This window comes from Janthinobacterium kumbetense, assembly GCF_023703445.1.
Classification (GTDB): domain Bacteria; phylum Pseudomonadota; class Gammaproteobacteria; order Burkholderiales; family Burkholderiaceae_D; genus Janthinobacterium; species Janthinobacterium kumbetense.
The window spans coordinates 15,612-29,961 of sequence record NZ_JAMQGR010000004.1 but is presented as its reverse complement, the minus strand read 5'-3'; the positions used below and the strand labels follow the sequence as shown (position 1 = coordinate 29,961).

Below are 14,350 nucleotides of genomic sequence, written 5' to 3'. Positions count from 1 at the left end.
ATATCTTTTCGGCAATATCTGACGGAAACCTGCGTACACTTGACTCGTTTTGCACGTTTGCGTATATTCATGCACATTCCTGCACGTTTTAGAAAAAAACCATGTCCGCCACCCTGCTCCTCAAACAACGCCACGCGCTGATCCAGCAACAATTGCACGCCGATGGCAGGGTGCTGGCGCTGGATCTGGCGCGCCAGCTTGACGTGTCCGAAGATACGATACGGCGCGACCTGCGCGAGATGGCGGCGGCCGGCCTGTGCCAGCGCGTGTATGGCGGCGCCCTGCCGCTGGCGCCGGATGGCGGCACCTTGAGCCAGCGCAAGCAGGAAGCGCCGGAACGCAAGGCGCGTCTGGCGCAGGCCGCCGTCTCCCTCGTGCGCGCGGGTCAGGTGCTGTTTCTCGATGCGGGTTCAACCAACCTCGCCATCGCCAGCACCTTGCCAGAGTTAGCGCTCACTGTCATCACCAATGCGCCAGCCATTGCCATGGCGCTGATGGAACGCCCGGAAATCGAGCTGATCATGGCTGGCGGCAGGGTCGACCGGCGCGCCGGCGCCAGCCTGGGCCCGCAGGCCTTGCGCACGGTCGAGCGCATGCATCCCGACCTGTGCTTCCTCGGCGCCTGCGGCGCCGATGCGGACGCGGGCGTGACGGCGTTCAACTACGACGAGGCCGAGTTCAAGCGCAGCATCGCCGGCGCCAGCAAGGCCGTGGTCGTGGCCGTCACCAGCGACAAGCTGGGTACCGCCGCGCCCTTTGGCGTGCTGGCCACCGGCTTGCTGCAGCACCTGGTGCTGGAAGCCGATGCCGACGCTGCCCACCTGGCCGCCTTTGAACGGCTGGGCGTGCAAGTATTGCGCGCCCGCGCCTGATGTTATCCACCCGACCTTTGAAAAGTTCCCCCATGCATCTCACCGGCACCCTGCAACAACGCGCCACGCGCCTGGTCTTCTTCGCCGCCGGCCTCGGCATGGCCGCCTGGGCCCCGCTGGTCCCCTACGCCAAATCGCGCCTGGGCCTCGATGAAGCCACCCTCGGCATTTTGCTGCTGTGCCTGGGCGCCGGCTCGCTGTGCGCGATGCCGTTTACGGGCATGCTCACGGCACGCTTCGGCTGCCGCAAGGTCATCTGCGGCGCCGGCCTGCTCCTGACCGCCATCCTGCCCGGCTTGGCGCTGGCCGCCACGCCGCTGCAGTTGGGCCTGGTGCTGCTGGTGTTCGGCGCGGCCATGGGCACGTTTGACGTGGCCATCAACATCCAGGCCGTGATCATCGAAAAGGCCAACGGCGGCGCCATGATGTCGGGCTTTCATGCGCTGTTCAGCGTGGGCGGCTTTGCCGGCGCGGCTTGCATGGCCTTGCTGCTGTGGCTGGGCCTGACGCCGGCCTGGTCGTGCGTGGTGGTAATGCTGCTGCTGTGCGGCGTGCTGGGTGCGGCGCAAGGCCATCTGTTGCCGACCGCCTCCGCCTCCGGCGAAAAGACGCAGCTGTTCGTCATGCCGCATGGCGCCGTCATTTTCATTGGCCTGTTGTGCTTTATCGTTTTCCTGGCCGAAGGCGCCATCCTCGACTGGAGCGCCCTGTTCCTCACCACCACGCGCGGCGTGGAAGAAGCCAAGGGCGGCCTCGGCTACGCCGCCTTCGCCATCGCCATGACGGTGGGCCGTTTCACTGGCGACAAGGTGGTCAGCCGCTTTGGAGGAAAGCGTGTGCTCACTTTTGGCGGCTTGTGCGCGGCGGCAGGCTTCTTCCTGGCCGTGCTGGCGCCGCACGCCAGTCTGGCCATGCTTGGCTTCGTGCTGATCGGCCTGGGCGCGGCGAATATCGTGCCCATCCTGTTCACGGCGGCAGGCAACCAGCATGCCATGCCGGCCAGCCTCGCGGTGGCGGCCATCACCACCATCGGCTACGCGGGCATCCTGGCCGGCCCGGCCGTGATTGGCTTTGTCGCCCACGCCACCAGCCTGAACATCGCCTTCGCCATGCTGGGCGCCGCCCTGCTGCTGGTGGCGGCCAGCGCGCGCCTGGTGGCGCCGGCAAAACAAGTATCCTGATCCCTCCCCTGCCTGGCGGACGGCGCTAAAAAAGCGCCGCCCAACTGCGCCCAAATAAGGTTCGCGGGCCTGCGGCATGGTAAGCTTCGACCCCGCGCACATTGCTGGCGCCACGCGGTCATCCCATCCTGTCACTTATACCCGTACTTATACCCTTTTATACATCTATGGATCTCATTCTTGCGTTAAAAGCCATCATCATGGGGCTGGTCGAAGGTTTTACCGAATTCTTGCCGATTTCGTCCACGGGGCATCTGATCCTGGCCGGCAGTCTGCTCGACTTTACCAAGGATGTCTCGAAAGAAGTCATGGACGTCTTCGAGATCGCCATCCAGGCCGGTGCCATCCTGGCCGTGTGCTGGGAATACCGCCAGCGCATCGGCAGCGTGCTGTCCACCTTCAGCACCGAAGTCAAGTCGCGCAAATTTGTGCTGAACGTGGCCATCGCCTTCATTCCGCTGGCCGTCATCGGCCTGGCCATCGGCAAGATGATCAAGCATGCGCTATTCAAGCCAGTACCGGTCGCCATGGCCTTCATCATCGGCGGCATCATCATCTTGCTGGTGGAGCGCCGCGCGCGCACCAACCCCGTCACCGTGCGCGTCAACTCGGTCGATGAAATGACGCCGTTCGACGCCCTGAAGGTGGGCTGCGCGCAGGCATTCGCGCTGATTCCGGGCACCAGCCGTTCCGGCTCGACCATCATCGGCGGCATGCTGCTGGGCCTGTCGCGCAAGACAGCCACCGAATTCTCGTTCTTCCTGGCCATCCCGACCTTGTTCGCGGCCACCTTCTACTCGCTGTACAAAGCGCGCGACATCCTGTCGGCCACCGACGTGCCCCTGTTCGGCCTGGGCACCGTGGCCGCCTTCATTTCCGCCTTCCTGTGCGTGCGCTGGCTGCTGCGCTACATCAGCTCGCACGACTTCACGTTTTTTGCCTGGTACCGCATCGTGTTCGGCTTGCTGGTGTTGGCCAGCGCCCACTACGGCTGGGTTGTTTGGGCAGAATAAGGCACTATGAATCAAGATCTTAACCAGCGCGCGCTGCACCTGCTGCAAACCGTTTTCGGCTACCCGGCCTTCCGCGGCCAGCAAGCCGACATCGTCGACCACGTCAGCCATGGCGGCGACGCGCTGGTGCTGATGCCCACGGGCGGCGGCAAATCGCTGTGCTACCAGATTCCCGCCCTGCTGCGCGATGGCGTGGGCGTCGTCGTATCGCCGCTGATCGCGCTGATGCAGGACCAGGTGGACGCGCTGGAAGAAGTCGGCGTGCGCGCCGCCTTCCTCAATTCCACGCAGACCTACGAAGAAGCGAGCCGCATCGAGCGCCTGGTGCGCACGGGCGGCATCGACGTCGTCTACGTGGCGCCCGAGCGCCTGATGACGCAGCGCTGCCTGGACCTGTTCCAGGCGTCGAAGATCTCGCTGTTCGCCATCGACGAGGCGCATTGCGTGGCCCAGTGGGGCCACGACTTCCGCCCCGAATACATCAAGCTGTCGGTGCTGCACGAGCAGTTCCCGGACGTGCCGCGCATTGCGCTCACAGCCACCGCCGACCCGCAGACGCGCGCCGAAATCGCCCTGCGCCTACAGCTGGAAGATGCGCGCCAGTTCGTCTCGTCCTTCGACCGCCCGAACATCCGCTACCAGATCGTGGAAAAGGCGAATGGCCGCAAGCAGCTGCTCGACTTCATCAACACGGAACACGCGGGCGACTGCGGCATCGTCTACTGCCTGTCGCGCAAGAAAGTCGAAGAGACGGCAGAATTCCTGAACCAGAGCGGCATCCGCGCCCTGCCCTACCACGCGGGCATGGAATACGCGAAACGCAGCGCCAACCAGGCGCGCTTCCTGCGCGAAGAAAATATCGTCATGGTCGCCACCATCGCCTTCGGCATGGGCATCGACAAGCCCGACGTGCGCTTCGTCGCGCATCTGGATCTGCCGAAAAGCATCGAGGGCTATTACCAGGAAACGGGGCGCGCGGGCCGCGACGGCATGGCCGCCAACGCCTGGATGGCGTACGGCTTGCAGGACGTGGTGCTGCAGCGGCGCATGATCGACGAATCGGAGGCGGACGACACCTTCAAGCGCGTGCTGGGCGTGAAACTCGACGCCATGCTGGGCCTGTGCGAAACACTCAGCTGCCGCCGCATGCGATTGCTCGAATACTTCGGCGAACCGGCTTCGCCGTGCGGCAATTGCGACACCTGCCTGGTGCCGCCCGTGTCCTTCGACGGCACCGTGCCCGTGCAAAAACTGCTGTCGGCCATCTACCGCGTCGACCAGCGTTTCGCCGGCGGCCACGTGATCGACGTGCTGCGCGGCGTGGAGTCCGAACGCATCAAGACCTGGCACCACGATGCGCTGTCCGTCTTCGGCATCGGTTCGGACCTGGGTGAAGCGGAATGGAAGTCGATCCTGCGCCAGGCCATCGCGCTGGGCCTCGTGTCGGTCGACCATGAACAATACAGCTCGCTGAAATTGACGGACGCCTCGCGTCCCGTGCTCAAGGGCGGCCAGAAAGTGCAGCTGCGCCAGTACCAGAAACCGGTGAAAACCAGCAAGCGCAGCACCAGCGTGGCGAAGGGCTATGTCGAGACGGATCTGTCCACCAGCGAGCAGGCCATCTTCGACAAGCTGCGCTGGTGGCGCGTGGAGACGGCGCGCACGCACAACGTGCCGGCCTACGTCATTTTTGTCGATGCCACCCTGCGCGAAATCGCCAAGGCCAAACCCACCTCGCTCGAGCAGATGCGCGGCGTGAGCGGCGTGGGCGAGAAAAAACTGGCCTCGTACGGCGACGAAATCGTCGCCATGATCCTGGAGATGATTTAATGGAAGATTTGATGGAAGCACTCTCGTCCGACCTGATCTATCAGGCCGTGAAAATTCTCGGCGCCCAGCCCGACGCCGAAGACGCGGTGGAAGCGCAAGTACGGCTACTGGTGCAGGACGATCTCACCGTGCGCCGCCTGGCCGACGTGGTGCCGGAAGCCTTCGGCCTGGTGCTGGCGTCGCACCTGCCCGGCGCCGAAAACATGACCCTGCCCCATACCTTCTGCGCCCAGGACGAGGACGGCGAATGGGTGGAGTTTCCCATGCGCCGCGAGCCGATCTTTGTCGTCGCCGCGGATATCGCCCAGCACACCTTCCACAACGGCCCGCGCGCGCTGATACAAAACCTGGCCAACCGCAGCTCCTTGCTGTCGGCCATCAACAAGGCCTTGAATGCGGGCGGCTCGCTCGACGGCACGACCCTGGGTCCGCCATCCTTCTTCGGCCTGCCGGCATCGCTGTACCAGCCGGCGGCATCACCCGCTACGCCCTGAGCACTTCACTTTGCCCTTGTCCTTGATAAGAGAACGCTGCCGCGATGGAAACCAAATGGCTGGAAGACTTCATTTCGCTCGCTGAAACGCATAACTTCAGCCGTTCCGCGGCCCTGCGCCACGTCACTCAGCCGGCCTTCTCGCGGCGCATCCAGTCGCTGGAAAACTGGCTCGGCATCGACCTGGTCGACCGCACCTCCTACCCCACGCGCCTGACGCCGGCCGGCGCCGTGTTCTACGAGCAGGCACTGGAAATGCTGGGGCAGATCAACGGCGTGCGCGCGCTGTTGCGCGGCAAGCGGGCCGCCACGCAGACGAGCGTCGATTTCGCCGTGCCCCACACGCTCTCACTGACCTTCATGCCGAAGTGGCTGACGGCCCTGGAAGAAGGTTTTGCGCCGATCAACAGCCGCCTGATGGCCCTGAACGTGCACGACGCCGTGCTGCAGTTGGTCGACGGCGGCTGTGACCTGCTGCTGTGCTATCACCATCCGCGCCAGCCGGTGCAGCTGGACCCGGGCCGCTACGACATGCTGGTGATGGGCCGCGAAACCCTGCGCGCCTATGCGCGCTGCGGCCAGGACAAGGTGCCGGACTTCGTCCTGCCCGGCAGCGCCAAGGAGCCGCTGCCCTTCCTCTCCTACACCAGCAACGCCTACCTGGGACGCATGGTGGAATTGCTGGTGGCCGACGCCAAGGCGCCGCTGTTCCTGGAAACCTGCTACGAAACGGACATGGCCGAAGGCTTGAAGATGATGACGCTGGAAGGCCGCGGCATCGCCTTCCTGCCCGAATCGGCCGTCATGCGCGACGTCAAGTACAAACACCTGGCGCGCGCCGACGGCGGCGCGCCAGGCTGGGAAATCGAGCTGGAAATCCGTTTGTACCGGGAACGCCCATCGAGCCTGCGTCCCGGCAAACAGATCGTCGAAAGCCTGTGGCAATACCTGGTGCAGTCGCAGGACGGCAAGGCGCGCATGGGCAAGCGCCGCAAACGCGCCACCGAGGCCCCCCAGTCCTGACTGGCAATCCTGGCAACACAACTATGCAATAAATGCATAACCGGATGCGCACAAAGCATTGGCCGGGGCATGAGGCTATCGCCTACGATGCGGTTCCGCTGCGCGCAGCTGCATATCGGCTGTGCCTCTAACGTATTCGTATTGTCCAGGAGCTTATCAAGCATGACCAGCAAGCACGCACTTCCTTCCTACCTGAATCCTGAAGACCTTGGCCCATGGGGCGTCTACCTCGAGCAGATCGACCGCGTTACGCCGTACCTGGGCAACCTGTCGCGCTGGGTGGAAACGCTGAAGCGTCCAAAGCGCATCCTGACGGTCGACGTGCCTATCGAGCGCGATGACGGCACCATTGCCCACTACGAAGGCTACCGCGTGCAGCACAATCTGTCGCGCGGCCCGGGCAAGGGCGGCGTGCGCTTCCACCAGGACGTGACGTTGTCGGAAGTGATGGCCCTGTCGGCCTGGATGACGGTCAAGAATGCCGCCGTCAACGTGCCATACGGCGGCGCCAAGGGCGGTATCCGTGTCGATCCGAAGACCCTGTCGCGCAACGAACTGCAACGCCTGACCCGCCGCTACACGAGCGAGATCAGCATGATCATCGGACCAAACAAGGATATCCCGGCGCCGGACGTCAACACGAATGAACAAGTCATGGCGTGGATGATGGACAGCTACGCCATGATCGGCGGCAATATGTCGACCGGCGTGGTGACGGGCAAGCCAATCTCGCTGGGCGGCAGCCTGGGCCGCCGCGATGCGACGGGCCGCGGCGTGTTCGTCGTCGGTTGCGATGCGGCCGCCAAGGTCGGCATGTCGCTCGAAGGCGCGAAAGTCATCGTGCAAGGTTTCGGCAACGTGGGCGGCGTCGCTGCACGCATGTTCGCTGAAGCCGGCTCGAAAGTGGTGGCGGTACAAGACCACAAGACCACCGTCGTGCACGCTGGCGGCTTGAACATCCCGCAACTGCTGGCACACGTGGCCGAAGTGGGCAGCGTCGAAGGCTTCCCGGGCGCCGAGGCATTCGTGCCGCGCGAAGATTTCTGGGGCATCGATTGCGACATCCTGATCCCGGCCGCGCTGGAACAGCAGATCACGGCCGAACGCGCACAAGTCATCCGCGCCAAGATCATCCTGGAAGGCGCCAATGGCCCGACCCTGCCGGCAGCGGACGACATCCTGACCGACCGTGGCGTGCTGATCGTGCCGGACGTGCTGGCCAACGCCGGCGGCGTGACCGTCAGCTACTTCGAGTGGGCGCAGAACTTCTCGAGCTTCTTCTGGACGGAAGAAGAAATCAACAGCCGCCTGACCCGCATCATGCGCGAAGCGTTCGACGCCGTATGGCAAGTGTCGCAAGAGAAGAAAGTGTCGATGCGTACCGCGACCTTCATCCTGGCGTGCACCCGCGTCCTGCAAGCTCGCGAAGTGCGCGGCCTGTATCCATAATGGCTGCCTGAGAAAATGCCTGGGGCGTTGTTGCTTCGCCTCGCCGTACTTGCGTACTGTCTTCGGCTTTGCGCCTAGCCCCAGACATTTTTCAGGCGCCATTGCTACCTTTGACGCCATTGGTTTAATGGCGCTCTAAAAAAATCCCGCCACACTGACGTGTGAGCGGGATTTTTTGTATCTGGCGGATTTTTTTACGCCGCGTAGCCTTGCGGGTTCTGGTGCTGCCAGCGCCAGTGGTCGCGGCACATGTCGTCGATGTTTTTCTGTGCTTGCCAGCCCAGCAATTCCTTCGCCTTGTCGGCCGAGGCGTAGCAGCTGGCGATGTCGCCGGGGCGGCGCGGCACGATGTCGTACGGTACCTGGCGGCCGCTGGCGGCTTCGAAGGCGCGTACGGTATCGAGCACGCTGTAGCCATGGCCCGTGCCCAGGTTGACGGTAAAGCCGCCCTCGGTGGCAAACAGGCGGTTCAACGCGGCCACGTGGCCCAGCGCCAGGTCGACCACGTGGATATAGTCGCGTACGCCCGTGCCGTCCGGCGTGGCGTAGTCGTTGCCGAAGACGGCCAGGCGTTCGCGGCGACCCACCGCCACCTGGGCAATGAACGGCATCAGGTTGTTCGGGATGCCGGCCGGATCTTCGCCGATCAAGCCGCTGGCATGCGCACCCACCGGATTGAAGTAGCGCAACACGCCGACTTGCCACTGGGCATCGGCATGCACGAGATCAGCCAGTATCTGCTCGACCATCAGCTTCGAGCGGCCATACGGGTTGGTCACGGACAGGCGCGACGATTCCAGAATCGGCAAGGCCTCCGGGTCGCCATACACGGTGGCCGACGAGCTGAACACAAAACGTTTCACATTCGCCGCCGCCAGCACTTCCAGCAAGGCCACGGTGCCCGTGACATTGTTGTCCATATACATCAGTGGCTGCGCCACGGATTCGCCCACCGCCTTCAAGCCCGCGAAATGGATCACGGCATCGATGGCGTGTTCGCCCAGGACGGTGGCCATGGCCGCGCGGTCGCGCACGTCCGCTGCATAGAAGGGTACGCTTTTGCCGGAGATGCGCTCCACGCGCGCCATCGCTTCGCGCGCGCTATTGCACAGATTATCCACCGCGACGACCTCAAAGCCGGCAGCCAGCAATTCGACACAGGTATGCGAACCGATGAAACCGGATGCGCCGGTCACGAGTATTTTCTTGGACATAATATCAATCAATGCAAAAAAGATAAGACTACCGTAATTCACCCGCCCTGCCTAGCCAGCGCACGCTAGCGTGCGCGTTAAAAAAGCCTGCGGCGTCGCCGCGGCAGGCTTGTTCTCGTGCAAACGGCACGGGTGGGCAAACCGCCAGGTTATTTCTTGATGAACACCAGATCCCACACGCCATGGCCCAGCTTCAAGCCACGGTTTTCAAACTTGGTCAGAGGACGATACGCCGGCTGCGGCGCATAGCCATCGGCGCTATTGTGCAGCTGCGGCTCGGCGCCCAGTACTTCCAGCATTTGCACCGCGTAATCTTCCCAATCGGTGGCGCAATGCAGATAGCCGCCCGGCGCCAGGCGATCGGTCAATTGCTTGACGAACGGCGACTGGATCAGGCGGCGTTTGTTGTGGCGCGCCTTGTGCCATGGATCGGGGAAGAAAACGTGGATACCGGCCAGCGAATTGGCGGGAATCATGTGCGTGAGCACTTCCACGGCATCGTGCTGCAGCAGACGCAGATTCGTCAGCGACTCTTCGCCAATCAACTTCAACAGGCTGCCGACACCGGGCGTATGCACTTCGACGCCGATGAAATCCTTTTCCGGCATGGCTTTGGCGATATGCGCGGTCGTCGCGCCCATGCCGAAGCCGATTTCCAGGATGACGGGCGCCTTGCGGCCGAATACCTGCTCGAAATCCATCGGTTCTTTGGCGAAAGGCAACAGAAACTGCGGGCCCAGGGTCTCGAGCGCGCGCGCCTGCGCCACGGAAAGCCGTCCCGCGCGGGTCACGAAACTGCGGATGCGGTGTTCGGTCGGATCGTACATCATCGGCCGCGCCGGGCCGTTTGCTGGGGTATCAGAAGACATGGGAATGGAGAAATAAGTGGCTGCGCCGCATCAAGCCAGGCGCCAGCGAAAAATGGAGCGGGTGAAGGGAATCGAACCCTCGTCGTAAGCTTGGGAAGCTTCTGCTCTACCATTGAGCTACACCCGCGAAGCCTGCATTTTACGCGGGATGGCGAGGACTTGGCAAACATGTGGATCGCTTTCGAATGCATCAGCAATTCCCGCGATATTTGACAAAAACATGGACCGCAGCCTCGGCAAGGTGCTGTTTTTGTTGATAGAGAACAACATCTTCAGACCGCCAGACACGCAGAATGGTCAGGTATGTAGCTAAAATAGAATAAATTATCGTTGCCACGGACTGTACGGCGCAGACTAGCAAGAGAAATGTTGCTACAATCATGTGACAGTTTAGCATTCCCGCTGTTCAACCTAAAAGGATATCCCATGAAGAAAATTCTGATCGCTTCGGCAATCCTGTGCTTCGCTTCCGCACAAGCCATGGCTCAATCGGCTCCAGCTCCTGTACCAGTCGCAGCGGCACCAGCTGGTGGTGCTGCTGCTGGCGCCGCTGCCGGCGCCACTGTTGCCGGCCTGAGCACGAGCGCCCTGATCGCAATCGGCGCCGCAGTTGCCGTTGTGGCCGGTGCAGCTAGCTCGGACTCGACCACCGCGCACACGACCCCAAGCCACGCCAAATAATCTGTCGACGCCTTTGGCTGAAACAGACAAGACCAAGCCCGCGACCTGACGTCAAATCGCGAGACGCTGGCCTGGTCTCACGAGAAGCTGGCTTTGTCATACGCAGCGCCACTTCCTCGATAAAAGCCCTTTTTCATTTCTTGAAAACGGGCTTTTTATTTTTCTTCAATAATGCCCGCGCCAAGAGCCGCAGCCGTCAGGAACATGAAACGCCCTGACCAATCATGCATAGTTAATGAAAAACCAGCCTCTCCATAAACGCATGGAATTTGCCCTGCAAGGCTTGGGTGCCGCCTTCCGCATGGAATCGAGCTTTCGGCTGCAATGCCTTGCCGCCCTCCTGGTATTGCTTGTACTTGCCTGGTACCGGCCAGCGATGATCTGGTGGGCTTTGTTATTGCTCAACTGTGGCATGGTCCTCGCGGCGGAGCTCTTCAACACCGCTCTCGAAAATCTGATTGATCACCTTCATCCGGCCCTCCATCCCAGCATCAAGATCGTCAAGGACTGCGCCGCAGGAGCCGTGCTCATTCTCAGTATCAGTGCCCTATGCGTGTTTGTTGCTTTTTTGCTTGAAAACGTTGCGTGCTAAGCAGAAATACCGGGGCAGCAAACTACAATACAGGACGCGCCAAAGTGCGTGTCTCTCAGGCTCCATGGAGTCCGGAGAAAATACAAAGATTCCTGTAATTTATTAAAAATATTGCTCTCATTGGCAATAATTACATTTACATTGAAGCATAAATGACTATTCCCCTCGTACCGGTAATTCTTTGTGGTGGTTCCGGCACACGTTTATGGCCGCTTTCGCGCGAGGTATTCCCGAAACAGTTTCTGCGCTTGTCCACTCAGGGCAGCATGCTGCAACAAACGCTGCAGCGCCTGGCAGGCATAGACACCGTGTCGCCAGCACTGCTGGTATGCAACGAATCCTCGCGTTTTGTTGTCGCAGAGCAAGTGCGTGAGATCGGTCTGGAAAATAGCCGCATGCTGCTTGAACCCATGCGCCGCAATACGGCTCCAGCAATCGCCTCGGCAGCCTTGCATGCGATAGAGAGTGGTGAGGATCCGCTCCTGCTGGTGCTGCCTTCGGACCACGTCATTCTGGACGCCCCGGCCTTCCATCGCGCCGTCGCGCTGGCGCGTACTGCAGCAGAGGCAGGTCAGTTGCTGACGTTCGGCATCACGCCAACGGGACCAGAGACAGGATACGGCTATATTCGCGTCGAGGGCGCTGCAAGCGGGCAAGTCCAACGCGTGCTTGAATTCGTGGAAAAGCCGGCCCTGACGCTCGCGGAACAATATGTCGCCAGCGGCGACTACTTCTGGAACAGCGGTATGTTCCTGTTCCGCGCCAGCCGCTACCTGGAAGAGTTGGCGTGCTTCCAACCCGCTGTTCTGGCAGCTTGCCGCGCTGCCATCAGCGCCGCGAAAAGCGACCTCGACTTCATTCGCCTGGACAAGGATGCCTACGCCGCCAGTCCCGATATCGCCGTGGACTACGCCGTCATGGAGCGCACCAGCCATGCTTCGACCGTCGCCCTCGATGCAGGCTGGAATGATATCGGTTCCTGGAAAGCCGTACTCGACGTGGCGGAAAAGGATGCCAGCCAGAATAGCACCCAGGGCGATGTACTGATCCAGGATTGCAACGATTGCCTGGTACACAGCACTAGCCGCCTGGTCACCGCCATTGGCATGCGCAATACCGTCATCGTGGAAACCGCCGATGCCGTGCTGGTCATGGATGCGGATCAGGCACAACAAACGAAAACCATGGTCGCGCAATTGGTCGACAGGCAGCGCCCCGAGGCCACCATGCACCGTGAAGTCTTCCGTCCGTGGGGTTCCTATGATTCCATCGGCAATGGCGAGCGCTTCCAGGTCAAGCGGATCACCGTCAAGCCTGGCGCCAAGCTGTCATTGCAAATGCATCACCACCGCGCCGAGCACTGGATCGTGGTCTCCGGCACTGCCCAGATCACGAATGGCGACAAGGAATATTTGCTGACCGAAAACCAGTCTACCTATATTCCCCTCGGCGTCGTCCACTCGCTGGCCAACCCGGGCAAGCTGCCGCTGGAATTGATTGAAATTCAATCGGGTAGCTACCTTGGGGAAGACGACATTGTCCGCTTTGAAGACCGCTACGGCCGCACTTGACCGAGCAGATACGTAAGCACCATGCATACGGCACCACAAGAATTTACACTGAAGTTTATAAGGTTTAGCAAGTCATCATGAAACCAATCGAAGGCATCTTTGTACAAGAAATAAAATGGTATTGCAGCAGCAGGGTAGAAAAATATTTCCTCACCTTTGCCGATGCGTTAGCCATGTTCACGGCATTCTGGCTCGCCGGCACATGGACCCTCGATGGCGGCGATTTGAACAACTGGGGCTTGGATAGCTCACGCCTGCTCAGTTACAGCCTGCTATCCGTGGTCACTGTGGCGATCTTCAAGCTGAAGGGCCATCATGCCAAACGCCGCCCGTACTCGAATGAAATCAAGGAACTGCTGAAGATCGCCATGGTCATGGGTCTGATCGACGCGGCCCTGGTCTTCCTCGACAAGCGCGACTCTTCGCGCGAGGCACTGTTGGCCACCTGGCTGCTGGTGCCATGCTGTGTCCTGCTGCTGCGCGGCATGGTCAAATACCTGCTGATGAAAGCTGGCGGCTGGATACGCCCCATGGTCATCATCGGATGGGGTGACAATGCCTTGCAAACAGCGCGGGCCTTCGATGAGGAAGCATTAATGGGCTATCGCCTGATTGCCTTCCTGATCCCCGAAGGCCAAGGCCGCCTGGAGCAACACTACGTGAACCGCAGCAAACAGGCGGTGCCGTGCATTCCGCTTGGTGTCAATCCTGAAGAAACGCTCAAGCTGCTGGGTGATCCGCATGCAGTTGTCGCTCTGGAGCAAGGCGGCATTGATGCCTATCAGGGCATGATCCAGCAAGTCAGCCGTTGCGTTGCCAATATGCAAGTGGTACCTGCCGTACGCGGCCTGCCCCTGTATGGCATGGAGGTCAACCATTTCTTTACACATGAGGTGCTGCTGCTGACCATGCGCAACAACCTGGCACGGCCAGGTTTACAAATGATCAAGCGCTGCTTTGATCTGACGACGGCGATCGCCGTGATGGTCGTCGGGGCGCCCATCCTGCTGTGGATCGCCGCCAAGGTCATGGCCTCTGGCCGCCCCATCTTCTACGGCCACAAACGTGTGGGGCAGAATGGCAAGCATTTTCTCTGCTACAAATTCCGTACCATGGCCGTCAATGCAGACGTCTTGCTGAAAGAATTGCTGGAGCGCGACCCTGAAGCCCGTGCCGAGTGGGACCGTGATTTCAAACTGAAGAACGACCCTCGCATCACCTCGATCGGCCACTTCCTGCGCCGGACCAGTCTTGATGAATTGCCGCAGCTATGGAACGTACTGAAAGGCGAAATGAGCCTGGTCGGGCCGCGCCCGGTTGTTGATGCGGAACTGGAGCGTTATGGCCCCCAAGTAGACTATTACCTGGAAGCGAAACCCGGCGTCACGGGTCTATGGCAAGTCAGCGGCAGGAACGACGTCAGCTATGATACGCGCGTTTATCTGGATGCATGGTATGTCAAGAACTGGTCTTTATTCAATGACATTGTTATTCTACTGAAAACGGTTAAAGTCATTTTCAAGAAAGATGGCGCGTATTAACTACATGATCAAATAAAATTT

The 14,350-nt window shown here is 61.0% G+C and carries 13 protein-coding genes and 1 tRNA gene; 11 read left to right on the top strand and 3 right to left on the bottom strand.

Features of this window, described 5'->3' with window-relative positions:
- Positions 1-101: 101 nt before the first annotated feature.
- From NCG91_RS13745 to NCG91_RS13715, 7 genes are all read left to right on the top strand, one after another.
- Positions 102-872, top strand: a complete 771-nt coding sequence (locus tag NCG91_RS13745; RefSeq protein WP_251350089.1) for a DeoR/GlpR family DNA-binding transcription regulator — start codon at positions 102-104, stop codon at positions 870-872.
- Positions 873-904: 32 nt separating this feature from the next.
- Positions 905-2,053 (top strand): MFS transporter, encoded by a 1,149-nt coding sequence (locus NCG91_RS13740; RefSeq protein WP_251350088.1) that lies wholly within the window; start codon positions 905-907, stop codon positions 2,051-2,053.
- 167 nt (positions 2,054-2,220) lie between these two features.
- Positions 2,221-3,066, top strand: coding sequence for an undecaprenyl-diphosphate phosphatase (locus NCG91_RS13735; RefSeq protein ID WP_099666310.1), 846 nt, complete (start codon positions 2,221-2,223; stop codon positions 3,064-3,066).
- Positions 3,067-3,072: 6 nt separating this feature from the next.
- On the top strand, positions 3,073-4,896 hold the full coding sequence (gene recQ, locus NCG91_RS13730) for a DNA helicase RecQ (RefSeq protein WP_070281715.1): 1,824 nt from the start codon (positions 3,073-3,075) through the stop codon (positions 4,894-4,896).
- Positions 4,896-5,390 carry a hypothetical protein gene (locus tag NCG91_RS13725; RefSeq protein WP_251350087.1) on the top strand — a complete coding sequence of 165 codons (495 nt, stop codon included), beginning with the start codon at positions 4,896-4,898 and terminating at the stop codon, positions 5,388-5,390. Before recQ ends, NCG91_RS13725 begins: the two co-directional genes overlap by 1 nt.
- Before the next feature lie 44 nt (positions 5,391-5,434).
- A complete protein-coding gene (locus tag NCG91_RS13720; RefSeq protein WP_251350086.1) occupies positions 5,435-6,412 on the top strand; it encodes a LysR family transcriptional regulator in 978 nt (325 codons plus the stop codon).
- Between the two features lie 162 nt (positions 6,413-6,574).
- Positions 6,575-7,861, top strand: coding sequence for a Glu/Leu/Phe/Val family dehydrogenase (locus NCG91_RS13715; RefSeq protein WP_034785857.1), 1,287 nt, complete (start codon positions 6,575-6,577; stop codon positions 7,859-7,861).
- 194 nt (positions 7,862-8,055) lie between these two features.
- Here NCG91_RS13715 and galE read toward each other — a convergent pair whose 3' ends face one another.
- The 3 genes from galE to NCG91_RS13700 all read right to left on the bottom strand — a co-directional run bounded on the left by galE (position 8,056) and on the right by NCG91_RS13700 (position 10,071).
- Entirely contained in the window at positions 8,056-9,075 is a 1,020-nt protein-coding gene (gene galE / locus NCG91_RS13710) for a UDP-glucose 4-epimerase GalE (protein WP_251350085.1), read from the bottom strand.
- A 149-nt stretch (positions 9,076-9,224) separates the two neighbouring features.
- Complete coding sequence (gene trmB / locus NCG91_RS13705) at positions 9,225-9,905, bottom strand: tRNA (guanosine(46)-N7)-methyltransferase TrmB (protein ID WP_099394995.1); 681 nt, start codon at positions 9,903-9,905, stop codon at positions 9,225-9,227.
- A gap of 92 nt (positions 9,906-9,997) precedes the next feature.
- Positions 9,998-10,071 (bottom strand) — tRNA-Gly (locus NCG91_RS13700).
- A 299-nt stretch (positions 10,072-10,370) separates the two neighbouring features.
- Here NCG91_RS13700 and NCG91_RS13695 point away from each other — a divergent pair.
- The 4 genes from NCG91_RS13695 (at position 10,371) to wbaP (ending at position 14,329) form a co-directional block, all read left to right on the top strand.
- Entirely contained in the window at positions 10,371-10,625 is a 255-nt protein-coding gene (locus NCG91_RS13695) for a hypothetical protein (RefSeq protein ID WP_251350084.1), read from the top strand.
- Between the two features lie 235 nt (positions 10,626-10,860).
- The gene (locus tag NCG91_RS13690) at positions 10,861-11,217 is read left to right on the top strand and encodes a diacylglycerol kinase (protein WP_251350083.1); all 357 of its coding nucleotides are present in this window, start codon (positions 10,861-10,863) and stop codon (positions 11,215-11,217) included.
- A 152-nt stretch (positions 11,218-11,369) separates the two neighbouring features.
- Positions 11,370-12,788: a mannose-1-phosphate guanylyltransferase/mannose-6-phosphate isomerase gene (locus NCG91_RS13685; protein WP_251350082.1), complete on the top strand. Its 1,419-nt coding sequence runs from the start codon at positions 11,370-11,372 to the stop codon at positions 12,786-12,788.
- Positions 12,789-12,865: 77 nt separating this feature from the next.
- On the top strand, positions 12,866-14,329 hold the full coding sequence (gene wbaP, locus NCG91_RS13680) for an undecaprenyl-phosphate galactose phosphotransferase WbaP (protein ID WP_099666304.1): 1,464 nt from the start codon (positions 12,866-12,868) through the stop codon (positions 14,327-14,329).
- Positions 14,330-14,350: the final 21 nt, after the last annotated feature.

Coding starts and splice junctions, on each gene's coding strand:
- NCG91_RS13745 (WP_251350089.1), top strand. CDS start 102: ATGTCCGCCACCCTGCTCCTCAAACAACGCCACGCGCTGATCCAGCAA.
- galE (WP_251350085.1), bottom strand. CDS start 9,075: ATGTCCAAGAAAATACTCGTGACCGGCGCATCCGGTTTCATCGGTTCG.
- trmB (WP_099394995.1), bottom strand. CDS start 9,905: ATGATGTACGATCCGACCGAACACCGCATCCGCAGTTTCGTGACCCGC.
- NCG91_RS13740 (WP_251350088.1), top strand. CDS start 905: ATGCATCTCACCGGCACCCTGCAACAACGCGCCACGCGCCTGGTCTTC.
- wbaP (WP_099666304.1), top strand. CDS start 12,866: ATGAAACCAATCGAAGGCATCTTTGTACAAGAAATAAAATGGTATTGC.
- NCG91_RS13695 (WP_251350084.1), top strand. CDS start 10,371: ATGAAGAAAATTCTGATCGCTTCGGCAATCCTGTGCTTCGCTTCCGCA.
- NCG91_RS13725 (WP_251350087.1), top strand. CDS start 4,896: ATGGAAGATTTGATGGAAGCACTCTCGTCCGACCTGATCTATCAGGCC.
- NCG91_RS13715 (WP_034785857.1), top strand. CDS start 6,575: ATGACCAGCAAGCACGCACTTCCTTCCTACCTGAATCCTGAAGACCTT.
- NCG91_RS13735 (WP_099666310.1), top strand. CDS start 2,221: ATGGATCTCATTCTTGCGTTAAAAGCCATCATCATGGGGCTGGTCGAA.
- recQ (WP_070281715.1), top strand. CDS start 3,073: ATGAATCAAGATCTTAACCAGCGCGCGCTGCACCTGCTGCAAACCGTT.
- NCG91_RS13690 (WP_251350083.1), top strand. CDS start 10,861: ATGAAAAACCAGCCTCTCCATAAACGCATGGAATTTGCCCTGCAAGGC.
- NCG91_RS13685 (WP_251350082.1), top strand. CDS start 11,370: ATGACTATTCCCCTCGTACCGGTAATTCTTTGTGGTGGTTCCGGCACA.
- NCG91_RS13720 (WP_251350086.1), top strand. CDS start 5,435: ATGGAAACCAAATGGCTGGAAGACTTCATTTCGCTCGCTGAAACGCAT.